13 protein-coding genes are annotated in these 17,309 nt (G+C 33.8%); 11 read left to right on the top strand and 2 right to left on the bottom strand.

From position 1 onward, the window contains the following. Positions 1–5 precede the first annotated feature (5 nt). The 6 genes from ASE40_RS19300 to yidC all read left to right on the top strand — a co-directional run bounded on the left by ASE40_RS19300 (position 6) and on the right by yidC (position 8,816). Positions 6–887: a sugar phosphate nucleotidyltransferase gene (locus tag ASE40_RS19300; protein WP_057118849.1), complete on the top strand. Its 882-nt coding sequence runs from the start codon at positions 6–8 to the stop codon at positions 885–887. A 165-nt stretch (positions 888–1,052) separates the two neighbouring features. After that, positions 1,053–2,429, top strand: a complete 1,377-nt coding sequence (locus ASE40_RS19295; protein ID WP_057118847.1) for a sugar MFS transporter — start codon at positions 1,053–1,055, stop codon at positions 2,427–2,429. 27 nt (positions 2,430–2,456) lie between these two features. Further along, the gene (nagB, locus tag ASE40_RS19290) at positions 2,457–4,385 is read left to right on the top strand and encodes a glucosamine-6-phosphate deaminase (RefSeq protein ID WP_057118845.1); all 1,929 of its coding nucleotides are present in this window, start codon (positions 2,457–2,459) and stop codon (positions 4,383–4,385) included. 353 nt (positions 4,386–4,738) lie between these two features. Next, a complete protein-coding gene (locus ASE40_RS19285; protein ID WP_057118843.1) occupies positions 4,739–4,969 on the top strand; it encodes a DUF3820 family protein in 231 nt (76 codons plus the stop codon). Positions 4,970–5,210: 241 nt separating this feature from the next. Then, positions 5,211–6,824, top strand: coding sequence for a CTP synthase (locus ASE40_RS19280; RefSeq protein ID WP_057118841.1), 1,614 nt, complete (start codon positions 5,211–5,213; stop codon positions 6,822–6,824). A gap of 78 nt (positions 6,825–6,902) precedes the next feature. Then, positions 6,903–8,816: a membrane protein insertase YidC gene (yidC, locus tag ASE40_RS19275; RefSeq protein ID WP_057118839.1), complete on the top strand. Its 1,914-nt coding sequence runs from the start codon at positions 6,903–6,905 to the stop codon at positions 8,814–8,816. 70 nt (positions 8,817–8,886) lie between these two features. Here the strand turns inward: yidC and ASE40_RS19270 are convergent, their stop codons facing one another. Beyond that, on the bottom strand, positions 8,887–9,867 hold the full coding sequence (locus ASE40_RS19270; protein ID WP_057118837.1) for a fasciclin domain-containing protein: 981 nt from the start codon (positions 9,865–9,867) through the stop codon (positions 8,887–8,889). 276 nt (positions 9,868–10,143) lie between these two features. On the opposite strand from ASE40_RS19270, the gene ASE40_RS19265 reads away from it, so the two are divergent. Together ASE40_RS19265 and ASE40_RS19260 are read left to right on the top strand one after the other, a co-directional pair. After that, complete coding sequence (locus ASE40_RS19265; RefSeq protein WP_057118835.1) at positions 10,144–10,854, top strand: toxin-antitoxin system YwqK family antitoxin; 711 nt, start codon at positions 10,144–10,146, stop codon at positions 10,852–10,854. Positions 10,855–10,943: 89 nt separating this feature from the next. Next, on the top strand, positions 10,944–11,501 hold the full coding sequence (locus tag ASE40_RS19260) for a DUF4956 domain-containing protein (RefSeq protein ID WP_057118832.1): 558 nt from the start codon (positions 10,944–10,946) through the stop codon (positions 11,499–11,501). On the opposite strand, the gene ASE40_RS19255 is transcribed toward ASE40_RS19260, so the two are convergent. Next, on the bottom strand, positions 11,498–13,375 hold the full coding sequence (locus tag ASE40_RS19255) for a PEP/pyruvate-binding domain-containing protein (protein WP_057118830.1): 1,878 nt from the start codon (positions 13,373–13,375) through the stop codon (positions 11,498–11,500). The two genes, ASE40_RS19260 and ASE40_RS19255, sit on opposite strands and share 4 nt — an antisense overlap. A 142-nt stretch (positions 13,376–13,517) precedes the next feature. Here ASE40_RS19255 and mnmA point away from each other — a divergent pair, with 142 nt between their 5' ends. The 3 genes from mnmA to ASE40_RS19240 are packed head-to-tail and all read left to right on the top strand — an operon-like array spanning position 13,518 to position 17,307. Then, positions 13,518–14,705, top strand: a complete 1,188-nt coding sequence (gene mnmA / locus ASE40_RS19250) for a tRNA 2-thiouridine(34) synthase MnmA (protein ID WP_057118828.1) — start codon at positions 13,518–13,520, stop codon at positions 14,703–14,705. A 40-nt stretch (positions 14,706–14,745) separates the two neighbouring features. Continuing rightward, positions 14,746–16,353, top strand: a complete 1,608-nt coding sequence (locus ASE40_RS19245) for a S8 family serine peptidase (protein ID WP_057118826.1) — start codon at positions 14,746–14,748, stop codon at positions 16,351–16,353. 9 nt (positions 16,354–16,362) lie between these two features. Then, positions 16,363–17,307, top strand: a complete 945-nt coding sequence (locus tag ASE40_RS19240) for an NAD(P)H-dependent flavin oxidoreductase (protein WP_057118824.1) — start codon at positions 16,363–16,365, stop codon at positions 17,305–17,307. Positions 17,308–17,309 lie beyond the last annotated feature (2 nt).

Genomic DNA, 17,309 nt, shown 5'->3' with positions numbered 1-17,309 from the left:
ATAAGATGCACGACAATTTAGTGATTTTAGCAGGTGGAGCTTCTTCACGCATGAAAAAAGAAGCCGTATTAAATAATTTATCTGCTGAAGAAATAGCGCAGGCTAACGAAAGAAGTAAAGGTTTAATTGGAGTAGGAGCAAGCGGAAGGCCTCTTTTAGATTACCTTTTATGGAATGCAAAAAAAGCTGGTTACAAAAATATCTATATTATAATAGGTGAACAAGGAGAATTATTTAAACAGTTTTACGGAAGTCAAATGAAAAATAATGATTTTCACGGATTAAATATTTCGTTTGCTGTACAATATATTCCAGAAGGAAGAGTAAAACCTTTTGGAACTGCAGATGCACTGTTTCAGGCAGTAGAACAATATCCAGAACTCAATTCTCAATTTTATTCGGTTTGTAATAGTGATAACTTGTATTCGGCAGCAGCTCTTCGTGCTTTAAGAGAAACCGAAAGTCCGAATGCCTTTATTAGTTATGACCGAGATGCAATGGAATTTCCGCAGGAACGTATTTCGCGTTTTGCAATTGCAAAATTAGACGAGAATAATCAGCTTTTGGATATTTTGGAAAAACCTTCTGAAGATGTTTTGGAACAATACAAAGACAGCGAAGGAAAAATACGAGTAAGCATGAATGCTTTTAAGTTTAACGGCAAGACCTTATATACACATCTTAAAAATTGCCCTGTTCATCCAGAGCGTGACGAGAAGGAGTTACCAACAGTACTTTTAAACTCAGTTAAAGAAAATCCGAATACAACGGTCGGAATTCCGTTTTCTGAGCATGTTCCAGACCTAACTGCCAAAGAAGATATTGCCGATGTAAAAGCGTATTTGGCAAAATATTACCCTGATTTAAATTGGAATACCAAAAATTAACAAAATATTCATATCTAAATTAGAGATTAAGGAAAATTAATGTACTACTTTTGTTTTGCAAAAAAAATGCAGATATTTGCATAAATTACGCATAAGGTAATTAAAGCGTTGATTCTAATTTAGATTTTGAAATAACTAAATCTATAACCAATCAACCCAAAAATTATGACAAACATTCAAAGTACATTACAGTTAGAAAAAAAGAATACCGTTGTTCCAATGGTAATTTTAACCTTGCTATTCTTTATTCTAGGATTTGTAACCTGGCTGAACGGACCATTAATTCCGTTTTTTGAATTGGCTTGCGAACTAACTTCTTCTCAAGCCTACTTTGTGACTTTTGCATTTTATATTGCTTATTTTGTAATGGCAGTTCCTTCTTCTTATATTATTGAAAAAGTGGGGTATAAGAATGGAATTTCTTTGGGATTATTAATCATCGCTGCTGGAGCATTTATGTTTTATCCTGCTGCTGCAAGTCGAACATTTCTCTTCTTTTTATTAGCATTGTTTGTAATGGGAACTGGCTTAGCGGTTTTGCAGACAGCTTCAAATCCGTACGTTGTGGTAATTGGACCAAGAGAAAGCGCTGCGGCTAGAATCAGCGTTTTGGGTATTGCTAATAAAGTAGCAGGATTCGTAGCGCCACTTGTACTTACAGTTCTGGTTTTGTCTAATATGAAGGACTTTACGGCAGACAAAATTGCTTTAATGGATGAGGTGTCCAAAACAAATGCTTTAAATTCACTTGCATTGCAATTGCAAAGACCGTATCTTTATATGGGGTTGATTATAACAGTTTTAGCTTTGTTGGTAAAATTTTCTCCTTTGCCAGAAATTGATCTTGATGAAGAAGGAAATGTATCTCATTTAAACATTTTCAAACAAATCAAAAACGCATTTAAACATCCTCAGCTAGTTTTAGGAGTAATTACTTTAATGCTTTATTTATCAGCAGAAGTTTTAGCCGGAGACTCCATTGGAGGTTTTGGAAAACAGCTTGGAGTCTATGGTAATAATGGAGATTTTTATCTAAAATTAACTTCTTTTACCATGTCGGCAATGGTTATTGGATATGTACTTGGGATCGTTTTAATTCCTAAATATGTTTCGCAGGTTACAGCTTTAAAAGTCTCAGGAATTTTAGGAATTATACTGGTTTTGACAATTGTTTTGATTTCGCCAAAAATATTGGTTACTCTTCCTAGAATTCCACAAATACCATTGGTAATTCTTTTAGTAGCACTTTTAGGATTAGCAAATGCTTTATGCTGGCCGGCAATCTGGCCAATGGCCTTGCAGGATTTGGGCGGTTACACAAAGATTGGAAGCGCCATTTTGATTATGGGAATTATCGGTGGAGCAGTTTTTCCATTATTTTATGGAATGATTACCGAAAGTGTGAATGCTGCAAATCTTGCAAAAAATATGCAAAACGTTTCTAGAAGCGGCAATCAGGTAGCTTATTTGATATTATTACCCTCTTATATAATGATTTTATTTTATGCTGTAAAAGGGCATAAATACAGGAAATGGAAATAGTTGAACAAAAATAAAAATTAATATATCATGTTAAAAAGTAAAATCGACAAAGCAACAGGTTTCGAGAAAAGATTCGAAAACATTAATACAGTTGTTTTTGAAAACTCAACAGATGCTTCAAAAGAAGTAGCGCAAGAAATTGCAGCTTTAATTCAATCAAAACAAAAAGAAGGCAAACCTTGTATTTTAGGATTAGCAACTGGTTCTTCTCCAAAAGGATTATATGCAGAATTGGTTCGTCTGCATAAAGAAGAAGGTTTGAGTTTCAAAAACGTAATTAGTTTTAATTTGGATGAATACTATCCAATGGAGCCAAATTCAATCAATAGTTATGTTCGTTTTATGAAAGAGCTTTTGTTTGATCATGTCGATATTTTACCTGAAAACGCTCACGTTCCAGACGGACTTTTAACAAAGGAACAAATTGCAGATTACTGCCACGAATATGAAGCAAAAATCGAAGCTCTAGGCGGAATCGATTTACAGATTCTAGGAATTGGAGGTAACGGACACATCGGATTTAACGAGTCTGGCTCGCTTCAAAACTCTAAAACTCGTTTGGTTGCATTAGATCATATTACAAGAGTTGCGGCAAGTAAAGATTTCTTCGGTTTGAACAATACACCAAGAACTGCCATTACACTTGGAGTGAAAAAAATAATGGAAGCCAAAAGAGTAATCTTATTGGCTTGGGGAGAAGGAAAAGCAAACATTGTAAAAAAATCTGTTGAAGACGAAGTTACAAACCGAGTACCAGCGTCATTTTTGCAAGAACATAACAACGCAGTATTTGTTTTAGATAAAGAAGCTTCTTCTAAACTAACAAGAATTAACAAACCTTGGTTAGTTGAGAAAATTGTTTGGACAGATAAATTAACTCGTAAAGCGGTTTTAGGATTGGCATTGGATCTTAAAAAACCAATTTTAATGCTTACAGATGCAGATTACATCGAAAATGGTATGAGCGATTTATTAGCAGATTCTGGTCCGGCTTATGACATCAATATTAAGATTTTCAATAAATTACAAAACACAATTACAGGTTGGCCTGGTGGAAAACCAAATGCTGACGACACAAATCGTCCAGAAAGAGCAGAGCCGGCTAAAAAACGTGTATTAATTTTTAGTCCGCATCCAGATGACGATATTATCAGTATGGGAGGAACTTTCATGCGTCTGCAAGAGCAGGGGCATGAAGTACACGTAGCGTACCAAACATCTGGAAACATTGCAGTTGCAGATGATGAAGCACTTCGTTTTGCAAGATTCGTAATTGATTACAATGAAAAATTCGGAATCAAAAGTGAAGAGGCAGATAATATCTACAAAAAAGCAGAAACATTCTTAGAGAATAAAAAGAACAGTGAAATTGATATTCCTGAAGTTCGTTACATCAAAGGTCTAATTAGAAAAGGTGAGGCGAGAGCAACGAGTCATTTTGTTGGTCTGCCAGACAGCCAGATTCATTTTATGGAATTACCTTTCTATGAAACAGGAACAATTGAGAAAAAACCAATTGGACCAGAAGATATTCAATTGACTGTAGATTTAATCGAAAAAATTAAACCGCACCAAATTTATGCTGCTGGAGATTTAGCAGATCCGCACGGAACACATAAAGTTTGTTTAGATGCCATTTTTGAAGCTGTAAAAGTTTTAAAACCAAAAGAATTTATGAACGACTGCTGGTTATGGTTATACCGTGGAGCTTGGCAGGAATGGGGGATTGACGAAGTTGAAATGGCTGTTCCAATGAGTCCAGATCAGGTTTTAGAAAAACGTCACGGAATCTTCAAACACCAATCTCAAAAAGACGGAGTTGTTTTCCAAGGGACAGATGCAAGGGAGTTCTGGCAAAGAGCAGAAGACAGAAACCGCGAAACAGCAGCTTTGTATCACCAATTAGGTTTAGCAACTTATGCAGCGATGGAAGCTTTTGTGAGATGGCATTACTAAGAGGCTGAGGTTCTGAGATACTAAGATTCTAAGTTTTTTTTTCGCTACGAATTACACTAATAAAAAAATTTGTGTGAATTCTTGAAATTCGTGGCAAAAAAATATACAGATTAGAAAATTATTTTAATCTGTGGTAAAAAATAAATAGCTTTGTACGCGATAAGAAGCAGGAAGAAAGAATGAGTCTATATTCTTTTTTCTTGCTTCTTTTTTTAACTGTAAACAGAGACCGAGACTGAAAACTATTTCTTAATCTGTGGCAAAAGAGAAAAATAATAATAGCTTTGTACCTATGAAGCAAGAAGAGAGAAAATCTATATTCTTTCTTCTTGCTTCTTTTTTCTTTAAAAAAAATGGAACAAGACAAAAAACTTCTCATCAAATTAGCACACACCAAAATGCCTTTCGGGAAATACGAAGGCAGATTTTTAATTGATCTTCCAGAATATTACGTCGTTTGGTATCATAATAAAGGTTTTCCAAAAGGAGAGCTTGGACAGCAGCTGCAATTGATTTACGAATTGAAATTGAATGGGTTAGAAGAATTAATTCGCAATATAAAGAAGCAATATCCAAAGCCATAATAGATATTATTTAGATTGTTGGATTTTTATATAATTGGATAAAATTTTGGTTTTATTCTTTGAAAAAATGATAAAAGATAGATAAAGATTAATATATTGAATGGTTTTCTTTTGATTTGAAAAAGCCAAAAATCTTGCAATCTAAAATTCTAAAAATCTAAGAAGTCTAATGTTCAAATTGTCTAATTAAATTTGTACTTTTGCCAAGTTTTTTACACAACTACTTACAAACAACAACAGAATGAATCAAACAAAATATATTTTTGTTACAGGAGGTGTGACCTCTTCATTAGGAAAAGGAATTATCGCGGCATCTTTGGCAAAATTGTTACAAGGAAGAGGATACCGTACAACTATTCAAAAATTTGATCCATACATTAATGTTGATCCAGGAACACTAAATCCTTATGAACACGGAGAATGTTATGTGACAGATGATGGAGCCGAAACAGACTTAGATTTAGGACATTACGAGCGTTTCTTAAACGTTCCTACTTCTCAGGCTAATAACGTTACTACAGGAAGAGTTTATCTTTCGGTTATTGAAAAAGAAAGAAGAGGAGAGTTTTTAGGAAAAACAGTTCAGGTTGTTCCTCACATCACAAACGAAATCAAAGACAGAATGCAATTGCTAGGGAAATCTGGCGATTATGATATTGTAATTACTGAAATTGGTGGAACTGTTGGTGATATCGAATCTTTACCTTATATAGAATCTGTTCGTCAGTTAGTATGGGAATTAGGTGAAAATAACGGAATTGTTATTCACTTGACATTAGTTCCTTATTTGGCTGCAGCAGGCGAATTAAAAACAAAACCAACACAGCACTCTGTTAAAACTTTAATGGAAAGCGGTATAAAAGCAGATATCTTGGTTTGTAGAACTGAACATGAATTGTCTCAGGAATTACGCCAGAAATTAGCTTTGTTCTGTAATGTGAAAAAAGAAGCAGTTATTCAGTCAATTGATGCTTCTACAATATATGAAGTTCCAAATTTAATGCTTGAAGAAGGATTAGATGTTGTGGCTTTAAAGAAATTAGATTTACCTAAAAAAGCATCTCCAGACCTTAAAAACTGGAATACTTTCTTAAAAAGATTAAAAAATCCAAAACAAACTGTAAATATTGGTTTGGTTGGTAAATATGTAGAAATGCAGGATTGTTACAAATCTATTTTAGAGGCGTTTATTCATGCAGGAGCTGCAAACGAAACAAAAGTAAACGTAATTTCTATTCACTCAGAGCATATCAATGCAGATAATGTTGAAGAAAAATTAGGAAGTCTTGACGGAGTTTTAGTTGCTCCAGGTTTTGGTGAAAGAGGTATTGAAGGAAAAATTGAAGCAGTTCGTTATGTACGTGAAAACAATATTCCTTTCTTCGGAATTTGTTTAGGAATGCAGATGTCTGTTATCGAATATTCTAGAAATATTTTAGGTTATGCAGATGCGAATTCTACAGAGATGAACGATAAAACGCCTCATCCTGTTGTGAATTTAATGGAAGAGCAGAAAACCATTACTGATAAAGGAGGAACAATGCGTTTAGGTGCTTGGAAATGCGATATTAAACCAAATACTTTAGCACACAAAATTTACGGAGAAAAAACTATTTCGGAGCGTCACCGCCACCGTTATGAGTACAATAATAAATATGCTGATGAATTGCAAAAAGCTGGTTTAAAAGCTTCTGGAGTAAATCCTGATACAGGTTTAGTCGAGATCGTTGAGCTTGAAAATCACCCATTCTTTATTGGTGTACAATACCACCCAGAATACAAAAGTACAGTTGCAAATCCGCATCCTATATTTGTAAACTTTGTGGCAGCTGCGGTAAATGCGCATAAAAAATAATAATTCATTCTAAGAGGTGTAACTTTTTAATCAAACGAATAACTAATAACCTCAAACGAATAACTTTTTTTAAAAATAATGGAAGAAAAAAAATTTGACCTTAATTCAATCATTGGTTTTGTATTGATATTTGGAATTTTGATTTGGATAATGTACCAAAATCAGCCTTCTGATAAAGAAATTGCTGCTGAAAAAGCCAAGAAAGAATTAGTTGCTAAACAAGAGGCACAAGCAAAAGCGGATAAAGCTAAAACAGCATCACTACCAGCTGCAGCGGTAATTCCTGGCGATACAGTACAATTAGCTCAATTGCAAAAAACTTTAGGCGGATTTGCTTATTCTGCAACACTTCCTTCTGCGAAAGAAGCTTTTACTACAATCGAAAACGAAAAGATTAAACTTAAAATCGCTAATAAAGGTGGTTATATTGTTGAGGCTACTTTAAAAGAATTCGAAAAAATTAAAAAAGGTTCAGGTCAATTAGTTGAATTAATCAAAAACAATAATTCAAACTTAAATTTACAGCTTCTTACTACAGACAATAGAACGTTAAATTCTAAAGATTTGTATTTTGAACCAACATTAGAAAAAATTGGTGCAGATCAAGTTTTATCTATGCGTTTAAAAGCAGGTGCAAATGAATTTTTAGAGTACAAATACATTCTGAAACCAAACGATTATTTAGTTGGTTTTGATATTCGTTCTCAAGGATTAAACAGAGTTTTAAATTCTGCTAAACCAGTTGATTTACAATGGGATTTAAAAACGTATAGAAATGAAAAAAGTATTTCTTACGAAAATCGTTATGCTCAAATTGATTACAAATACAACGAATCAAAATACAGTAACGTAAGTTCTCACGGACAAGGAAAAGAAGAAACTCCAGAAAAAGTAAGTTTTGTAGCTTTCAAGCAGCACTTCTTTACGACTATTTTAGCTACGGAGAAACCATTTGAAACTTCAAAATTACAATCTGACGATTTAGTTAAAGATGAAAAAATTGACACTGTTTTTACAAAACAGTTTAGAGCAAATTTACCTTTAGCATTCTCAAATGGTGAGATTGATTACAAAATGAGTTTGTATTTTGGTCCGGCTGATTACAAAACATTAAAATCTTACGATAAAAATTTCGAAAAAATCATTCCTTTAGGATGGGGAATTTTTGGATGGATTAACAAATTTATCTTTATTCCGTTATTCGGGTTTTTAAGCTCAACAATGGGATTGTCATTAGGAATCGCAATCATTATTTTTACAATTATTATCAAATTGGCTATGTCGCCAATTACGTATAAGTCATTCTTGTCTCAGGCTAAAATGAAAGTTTTAAGACCTGATATTGCAGAGTTGGGAGAAAAATTCAAAAAAGACCCAATGAAAAAACAGCAAGAAACAATGAAACTGTACAACAAAGCAGGAGTAAACCCAATGGCAGGATGTATCCCAGCATTGATTCAGCTTCCTTTTATGTATGCATCGTTCCAGTTTTTCCCAGCGGCTTTTGAATTAAGACAAAAAAGTTTCCTTTGGGCAGACGATTTATCATCTTTTGACTCAGTTGTAAAATTACCATTTACTATTCCGTTGTATGGAGATCATATCAGTTTGTTTCCAATTTTGGCGGCAATTGCGATTTTCTTCTACATGAAAATGACATCTGGAGATCAGCAAATGGCAGCGCCTCAACAAGAAGGTATGCCGGATATGGCAAAAATGATGAAAATCATGATTTATGTTTCGCCATTAATGATGTTAATTTTCTTTAATAGTTATGGTGCAGGTTTAAGTTTGTATAACTTTATCTCAAACTTAATTACAATCGGTATTATGTTCGTGATTAAAAACTACATCGTAGACAGCGAAAAAATTCACGCTCAGATTCAAGAAAATAAATTAAGAGAGCCTAAGAAACCAAGTAAGTTTCAACAGCGTCTTCAAGATGTAATGGAACAACAAGAAGCTGCAAAAGCTCAGAATAAAAAGAAATAATACTTTTTTAGTATATAAAAAGAAACCGTCTCGTTTTTTAACGAGACGGTTTTTTTACAATTAGTTTTATTTAAAATTTCGGTAATAAAACCTTGTCGATAACATGAATTATTCCATTTGAGCATTGCACATCTGTTGCTATAATATTACTTACTCTATTACTAGCGTCAGTAATTTTTGGACCGCCAGTTAAGTTAACTGTAAAATTTTGACCAGCAAAAGTACTTACCACTTGTCCGTTTGTTAAAGCAGATGATTGAACATTTGCACCAGTAACTACATGATATTTTAAAGTAGTTTCTAAAACATTAGCAGGAATAGCAGGAAGACCTGAAAAACCAGTTTCGGTTAGGAAACTTGTAAAAGCAGCATTTGTAGGAGCAAAAACAGTAAATGGAGAATTTGCAGTTCCTGATAAAGTTGCAGCAAAACCAGATGAGGCATTGTATGTCAAAGCAGCAACCAGTGTGGTAAAGTTTTTATTGGCCACTGCATGGTTTACAATTGTTGGTAATCCGATAACGCCATCTACTATGTGAATAACACCATTAGAAGCTTCAATATCTGCAGTAGTTACCATCGCACCTCCATTTGTTTTCCCGCCGTTAATGTCGACTCCTGTGCCTTTTTCCAGATACATACTGATAGTGTTCGAAGTTGAAGCACTTCCTTTAGCTAAAGTTTTTACATATCCAGTAGCTATTTCAGAGGATTTTACCTTTGTGCTTAAAACGTGGTTCAATAGAATTTCTTTTAAGGCAGGAACAGGAACTGCGTTAAGGTTAGCATATCCATTTGCTTGTAAAAAAGCGGTAAAAGCAGTATTCGTTGGTGCAAAAACGGTGTAAGTACCAGAAGAGTTCAACGTGGCAGCCAAATCTGCTTTTTCCAAAGCTGCAACCAATGAACTAAGATTAGAATTTGTTTTTGCGATCGCCACAATTGTTTGCGGTTGTTGTGAATCATTATCATCATCATCGTTGTTACATGAAATACTGACGAAAGCGACTAATGCTAATAAAGCAATTAATTTAATTTTGATTGTTTTCATAATATAGTTTTTTGTGTTTGTTACTACTAAGTTATCTATTTTTGTTTAACGAAAAAAGAAAATAATTAAACATTTATTAAAATTAGTAATTATTTAACTTTTGTTTATGCTATTGGTTTTTAGTTAATTATGAGTTTAGCACTTTTTAATTAGTGGGAATAGCCTTAAAAATGTTAAATCATATTTTTTGCTTAAAAGGCTCTTGTTATCCTTAAAATGGTTATATTTTTGTAATAATAAAACTCAATATTTGTTGTTATATAGAAAAAATAGATTATGAAAAAATTTTTGCTTTTGTTTTTAATAAGTATTGCGGCTTATTCACAAGAATCTAACAAGGTAGATGCAAGCGGTAAAAAAGATGGGCTTTGGAAAGGAATTTACACCGAATCTAAGCGACCTCGTTATGAAGGAACTTTTAGTCACGGAAAAGAAACGGGGATTTTCAAATTTTTTGATGATACCAAAAAAGGAGATGTGATAGCTACTAGGGATTTTAGTGCCAATGATGGAAGTTCGTATACTATTTTTTATGATCAGAATAAAAACAAGGTAAGCGAAGGTAAAGAAGTTGGAAAATCTCGTGAAGGCGAATGGAAATATTACCACAAAGCTTCTAAAGTTTTGATGACTGTTGAAAATTATAAAAACGGAAAGCTTGAAGGTTTGAGAACCATTTATTATCCTAATGAAAAAGTGGCAGAGGAGATGATGTATAAAAATGGTTTAAAAGAAGGAGCTTACAAAAAGATGGGACAGGATGGAACACTTTTGGAAGAGTCGAATTTTAAAAACAACGAATACAACGGCGATGCTGTTTTTTATGATTCAGATAAATCTGTTGCTTCTAAAGGCAAATTCGTAAATGGTAAAAAAGCAGGAATTTGGCAGTTTTATCAAAAAGGAAAATTGGTCAAAGAAGTAAATATGAGTGATCCAAAAAACACCAACAAAGCTTCTGAAAAAGGGCCGGCACCCAAAAAATAGTCATCTAATACATTTGTAATTACTTCATTCAAAATAAAAAAGAAAAAGAATAAATTGTTTACATTTGGGTAACCAATTTATTCTAACCAATGGATTTACGCGAACTTTTAGGAAGATTTCTGCTGTTGTTTTTCTCAATTTTGGTTTTGTATTTTTTCTCCAATAGAAAGGATAATGCAACCATAAATCCATTAATGGTAATTGTTGGGTTGTGTACATTTTCACTGTGTTATCTTTTTACTAAAATAGAAATCGGAGTTGGAATTGGGTTTGGATTGTTTGCGATTTTTTCGATACTTCGATTTAGAACGCAATCTTTTACCGTAAATGCTGTAATCTTTCTTTTTGCGACAATTACATTATCGATTTTAGATATTATGTATCCTTTTGAAAAGATCGAACTGCTGTTATTTTTTCAAATTATCATAATCGGATTTTATGTTATCGCTTCAATTATTGTCAATAAAAAAGCTTCCAAATACTTAAATTCAGTCGATGTTAAAATTCCGCTTGACGAGAACTTTTCTCTGAATCAGGAATTCATTAGAAAATCAATTAAAGAAAAAATTAAAATAGAAGATTTTGATTTTAGAATTGTCTTAATCAACACCGCTGCAAACGAAATAGATTTATTGGTTTTTTATTAATCATTAAAAGGGCGAACCTGTTTAATATACAGATCTCTTTTTTCGCCGACAATCTTAAACTCAATATCTACCGGATGAAATTGGTTTTTACGCCAATAACGATATATTTTGGTTTCGATTTTTTTACTGACAGTATATAAATTACTCATTTCTTTTCTGCTCAATAAAGGTTCATTATTATTCAAATTGGAGTTTGAAGTATAATCAATATCAAAATCTGTTTCGTCTTTTCCGTCATTAAAATGATAAGCAACAAATTGCTCGCAGATTTCGCCTTTTTCGGGTTTCACAACAGAATTTTCTCCTTTTTGAACATTAACCGTAATCCCAGGAAAGTTTTCTCTGAATATATTTTTTGTGATAATTACGCCATTTGCCAATTCATCAGGAAAAGAACGATGAACCAAAACTCCCATAGCAATGTTTTGCTGGTCGATTCCAAAAAGTTCTCTTTCGTTGTATGAAGCTTCATTCCAAACACTTGCCCAAACTTGTTTTATAGCTTTTTCGAATGTTTTGATGCTGTCACCAAGAATTCCTGTTTTAGAATCGTACAGTCCAGCGCCATTAAAATCATCCAGATCTTCTGCATTTGTAGAAGATCGAAATCTGAAGTTTTTTAATTTGGCGTCTTTAAAAGCCATATTCAATTTCGATATTAATTCAGGATCAATAGGTTCTTTTTTAATAGCGTCTCTAACTTTCTTTAGCTGTTTATTAACCCAAACCGTGGAATCTTTTTGAGAGGAAGCTAAAAGCTCTGCAATTAATGGAGAAATGGCAGGATTCTGAATATGCTTCGTATAAAAATAAAACGGAATAGCATGTGCATTTTCTGGAACTTTAAAGGGAATTTCTTTAGAAATTGCAATTAAATACGCCATGTTTTGCGCCTTCGAACCGATATAATTAATTCCCTTTTTTCGAATTTCAGATAGATTGACCAATTCTGTAACGCTATTGTCTATAACTAGCTTTTTCTTTTTTCCAGCAGATTTTGTTGGAATTTTTTTGGTGGTTTCTTTGATGAAAAAAGTATCAACTTCAATTTTTAATTCTACTTTTTTAGAAAGCAGTTTGTTGATATTGTTATCTTTTTCAATATCCGTATAGGCCATTATCGGAATCTTTCTGTTTTTTCCTAATAGAACCAAATGGCTCAATGGAGTTTGAAGTTCATTTACAATAATTCCTCTTACATTTGGGAGGATGTCAGGTGTTCCATCCAAAATGATAATTTCATCTGAATTAGGTTTCAATGTTTCTAATTCTTTGATTTTATATTTTTTTAGAATTCCGATGTTGCTGCCGCCAACAACTTCTTGGTATTTAATTTCATTAAAAATATAATCTGATTTCACACAGGGAATTGAAAATTTATCTTGCCGAGACCATTCCATCATTTCAGGATTATTCAAATAGAATTTTAAATTCTGCCCGATAAAAGTGGAGTTCTTGACTAAATTGAAAAATCGTTCAATTAATGGAATTGGCATATGATCAGAGGCAGCGAGTTCGAAAATCCATTTTTCAGTTCCTTTAATGTGATTTAAATTTCCGAGCAGAAAATCCCTGTCTTTTTCTGTGTTGCTATAGTTTCTATTGTTAAAAACATCGAGATCTTGATTATAACCCAAATAACCTGTTACAAAATCATAATGCAGTAAAATAAGATTACTGTTGAAATAATACATCTTCTGTTTTCGCAAGTCATAAATAACTTTAACCGATTCGATATTTGAAAATTTATCAGACAAAGGTTTTCCTCTAAATGCTTTGTAAGCTTCGTAATTAGGAAGAGACGAAACAAATCGCTGCGCACTTAAAGTTGTTAAGACGAACAAGAAAAGTAGGCTGTAAATGTATTTTTTCATTCTATTGAAATTGAAGATTAAATGTACTTAAAAAAGTAATAAGTTTTATCTACTGCGGGATTGCTTAAAGTAATGAAAACCTTTGTGCGATTTTCTATTATTTGGCGTACCTTTGCAACCTTAAAAAATTAAACATTTCAAAATGAAACGAGTAGTTGTTGGACTTTCAGGCGGAGTAGATTCTAGTGTGGCGGCATATTTACTACAGCAGCAAGGATACGAAGTTATTGGCCTTTTTATGAAAAACTGGCATGATGATTCGGTTACTATTTCTAACGAATGTCCTTGGCTAGAAGACAGTAATGATGCGTTGCTTGTTGCTGAAAAACTTGGAATACCGTTTCAAACTGTTGATTTAAGCGAAGAATACAAAGAAAAAATCGTTGACTATATGTTTAACGAATACGAAAAAGGAAGAACTCCAAATCCTGATGTACTTTGTAACCGCGAAATCAAATTTGATGTGTTTATGAAAATCGCTCTAAGTCTTGGAGCAGATTATGTTGCGACTGGACATTACTGCCAAAAAAGTGAAATCGAAGTTGACGGAAAAACAGTTTATCAATTAATTGCTGGGAATGATGTAAATAAAGATCAATCTTATTTTTTATGTCAGTTGTCACAAGAGCAATTGTCTAAAGCGTTGTTTCCAATTGGTGCTTTGACAAAACCAGAAGTGCGCGAAATCGCTGCCGAAATGGAATTGGTTACCGCAGAAAAGAAAGATTCTCAAGGATTATGTTTTATAGGGAAAGTTCGCCTTCCAGAATTTTTACAGCAAAAATTACAGCCTAAAGAAGGTAAAATTGTTCAAGTTGATAAAAATGATGCTATTTATGTTGGTGAAAAACCAGCTGGAATTTCTTTAGAAGAAGATTTAAAATTAGAATCTCAAAAGTTAAACTACGTTCCAACAATGGGCAAAGTAGTGGGCAAACATCAAGGAGCGCATTATTTTACTGTCGGGCAAAGAAAAGGATTGAATGTTGGAGGAACTACAGATCCATTATTTGTAATTGCTACTGATGTTGAAACGAACACTATTTATACAGGTTTGTCAAGTTTGCATCCAGGATTATTTAAAAAAGCACTTTTTGTTGGAAAATCTGAAGTACACTGGGTTAGAGAAGATTTGGCTTTGAAAGCAGGTGAGAAAATGGAAGTGATGGCTAGAATTCGCTACCGTCAGCCATTGCAGAAAGCAATTTTACATCAATTTGAAGACGGAATGTACGTTGAATTTGAAGAAGCACAGTCTGCCATTACAGAAGGACAATTTGTTGCTTGGTATTTAGAAAATGAATTAGTTGGTTCGGGAGTAATTTCTTAGCTTTATACCTTATTTGGAAGAAATTCCTCAAAGGTACGCTATGAAATATAACTTTACTTTCCTTTTATTACTTCTTTCGTTTGCGGTATTTGCACAAGAAGATGCGTGGGTTTATTTTAACGGAAAACCGAATGCGCAGTTGTTTTTTGATAATCCGTTGACAGAACTTTCTCAGAAAGCTTTAGATCGAAGAACCAATCAAAATATCGCTTTAGATATTACAGATGCTCCTTTGGAAACTACTTATGTAAGCCAAATTAAATCCAGTGCCGGTATAACAGTTATGGCCCAGTCCAAATGGTTGAATGCACTTCATATTCAGGGAACTCAGGCAAACATAAATGCATTAAAAACATTGCCTTTTGTCCAGAAAATAGAATTTGCTGATAAAACTTTAAACACTACAGCAAAAAAAGTTTCGGAAACTAAAACAGCGAAAGGTCTCAATAAGCTGGAGGCGGCAATAGATTATTCGTATGGCAATTCTGCAAATCAAATTCAGATGCTGAACGGACAAATTTTGCATCAGCAGAATTTTACTGGAGAAGGAAAAATTATTGCAGTTTTTGATGGGGGTTTTCCAGGCGTAAACACAGCACAGCCTTTTGAGAATCTTAGAAATAATAACCGAATTTTAGGCGGTTATGATTATACAACAAGAAATGCCAATTTCTACACAGGCAGTGATCACGGGACAAAGGTGCTTTCTACAATGGGCGGTTACAAAGAAAATTCGTTAGTTGGAACAGCTCCAAATGCTTCTTATTATCTTTTTATTACAGAAATTGGTGCTTTAGAAAATCCGGTAGAAGAATCGCTTTGGGTTGAAGCTGCCGAAAAAGCAGATGCTTTAGGAGTTGATATAATTACTACTTCGTTAGGATACTTTGGTGATCGCGACGAGTCTAGATACAATCATACTTACAGCGATATGAATGGAATTACCAATTTCATTTCGCGTGGTGCAGAAACAGCATTTAGTAAAGGGATTTTAGTTTTGGCTTCTGCTGGAAATGAAGGAATTCAGGTTGAAAAACATATTGGCTCTCCAGCCGATGCAGTTTCGGTATTGGCTATAGGTTCTGTTAATGCTACTAAAGTGAGGGCTAGTTCAAGTTCGATTGGACCAAGTTATGATGGAAGAATAAAACCAGATATTATGGCGCAAGGCGTGGCTTCAGTAGTCTCTGATCCAAACGGAAATATTGGAACCGCAAATGGAACATCTTTTTCTTGCCCGATAATGGCTGGAATGGCAGCCTCTTTATGGCAGGCTTTTCCAACTAAAACTAATAAACAAATTCGACAAATGATTTTGGCTTCTTCTGACAGATTCACAAACCCAGATAATAATTATGGTTACGGAATTCCGAATTTCGGTGCGACTTTAAGTGTTGATGATTTTGTTGCAGAAGCTTCTTTTGCCGTATATCCAAATCCTGTTAAAAATGAAGTTTCTTTTTCTTTTTTAACCGAAAATAACACAGCCTCTGTCACTATTTATTCGGTGTTAGGCCAAAAATTAATTGAAGAAAAAATTAATAATTCCAATCCAGTTCTTTCTTTGCAATCTTTACAAAGCGGACTCTATTTTTATAGTTTTGATGCTGATAATCTGCATAAAACAGGAAAGCTAATCAAGCAATAATTTATTTGAATGAATAAAATCACACAACTTTTTAATATAAAATATCCAATTATTCAAGGCGGAATGATTTGGAACAGCGGATATAAATTAGCTTCGGCAGTTAGTAATGCTGGAGGTTTGGGGTTAATTGGCGCAGGTTCTATGTATCCAGAAGTTTTGAGAGAACATATCCAAAAATGTAAAAAAGCTACGGACAAACCTTTTGGTGTCAACATTCCAATGTTATACCCAAACATTGAAGAAATCATAAATATCGTGATTGAAGAAGGCGTAAAAATTGTTTTTACTTCTGCAGGAAATCCTAAAACTTGGACTTCATTTTTAAAAGAAAAGGGGATTACAGTAGTGCATGTGGTAAGCAGCAGTGTTTTTGCCCTAAAAGCACAGGTCGCAGGTGTAGATGCTGTTGTGGCGGAAGGTTTTGAAGCTGGAGGACATAATGGACGTGAAGAAACCACGACGATGACTTTGATTCCGATGGTGAAAGAAAAAATTCAGATTCCCTTAATTGCCGCGGGTGGAATTGCAACAGGAAGAGGAATGCTGGCTGCAATGATTTTGGGTGCCGATGGTGTTCAAGTTGGAAGTCGTTTTGCAGCTTCTGTAGAATCTTCTGCACACAATAATTTTAAAGAAACTATAGTTAATACTAAAGAAGGAGATACGCAATTGACATTGAAAGAATTAGCTCCAGTTAGATTAGTCAAAAATAAGTTTTACCAAGACGTTCAGGAATTGTATAAACACTGCCCTTCAAAAGAAGAATTAGCACAGCTTTTAGGTCGTGCAAGAGCTAAAAAAGGTATGTTTGAAGGCGATCTGGATGAAGGCGAACTTGAGATTGGACAAGTGGCAGGATTGATTCATAAAATTTTACCAGTTGAAGAAATTATTCAACAAATGATCGCCGAATTTGAAGTCGCATGCAAAGAAAAGACTACTTTTGAGTTTTAATT

Origin of the sequence: Flavobacterium sp. Root935, assembly GCF_001429295.1 — a bacterium.
Lineage (GTDB): Bacteria > Bacteroidota > Bacteroidia > Flavobacteriales > Flavobacteriaceae > Flavobacterium.
Note: the sequence above shows the minus strand (reverse complement) of the source record. Positions and strands in the feature narration are given on the sequence as shown.

Bases quoted from the DNA above. Each gene is read 5' to 3' on its own strand.
- ASE40_RS19300 (WP_057118849.1), top strand. From the start codon at position 6: ATGCACGACAATTTAGTGATTTTAGCAGGTGGAGCTTCTTCACGCATG.
- ASE40_RS19295 (WP_057118847.1), top strand. From the start codon at position 1,053: ATGACAAACATTCAAAGTACATTACAGTTAGAAAAAAAGAATACCGTT.
- nagB (WP_057118845.1), top strand. From the start codon at position 2,457: ATGTTAAAAAGTAAAATCGACAAAGCAACAGGTTTCGAGAAAAGATTC.
- ASE40_RS19285 (WP_057118843.1), top strand. From the start codon at position 4,739: ATGGAACAAGACAAAAAACTTCTCATCAAATTAGCACACACCAAAATG.
- ASE40_RS19280 (WP_057118841.1), top strand. From the start codon at position 5,211: ATGAATCAAACAAAATATATTTTTGTTACAGGAGGTGTGACCTCTTCA.
- yidC (WP_057118839.1), top strand. From the start codon at position 6,903: ATGGAAGAAAAAAAATTTGACCTTAATTCAATCATTGGTTTTGTATTG.
- ASE40_RS19270 (WP_057118837.1), bottom strand. From the start codon at position 9,867: ATGAAAACAATCAAAATTAAATTAATTGCTTTATTAGCATTAGTCGCT.
- ASE40_RS19265 (WP_057118835.1), top strand. From the start codon at position 10,144: ATGAAAAAATTTTTGCTTTTGTTTTTAATAAGTATTGCGGCTTATTCA.
- ASE40_RS19260 (WP_057118832.1), top strand. From the start codon at position 10,944: ATGGATTTACGCGAACTTTTAGGAAGATTTCTGCTGTTGTTTTTCTCA.
- ASE40_RS19255 (WP_057118830.1), bottom strand. From the start codon at position 13,375: ATGAAAAAATACATTTACAGCCTACTTTTCTTGTTCGTCTTAACAACT.
- mnmA (WP_057118828.1), top strand. From the start codon at position 13,518: ATGAAACGAGTAGTTGTTGGACTTTCAGGCGGAGTAGATTCTAGTGTG.
- ASE40_RS19245 (WP_057118826.1), top strand. From the start codon at position 14,746: ATGAAATATAACTTTACTTTCCTTTTATTACTTCTTTCGTTTGCGGTA.
- ASE40_RS19240 (WP_057118824.1), top strand. From the start codon at position 16,363: ATGAATAAAATCACACAACTTTTTAATATAAAATATCCAATTATTCAA.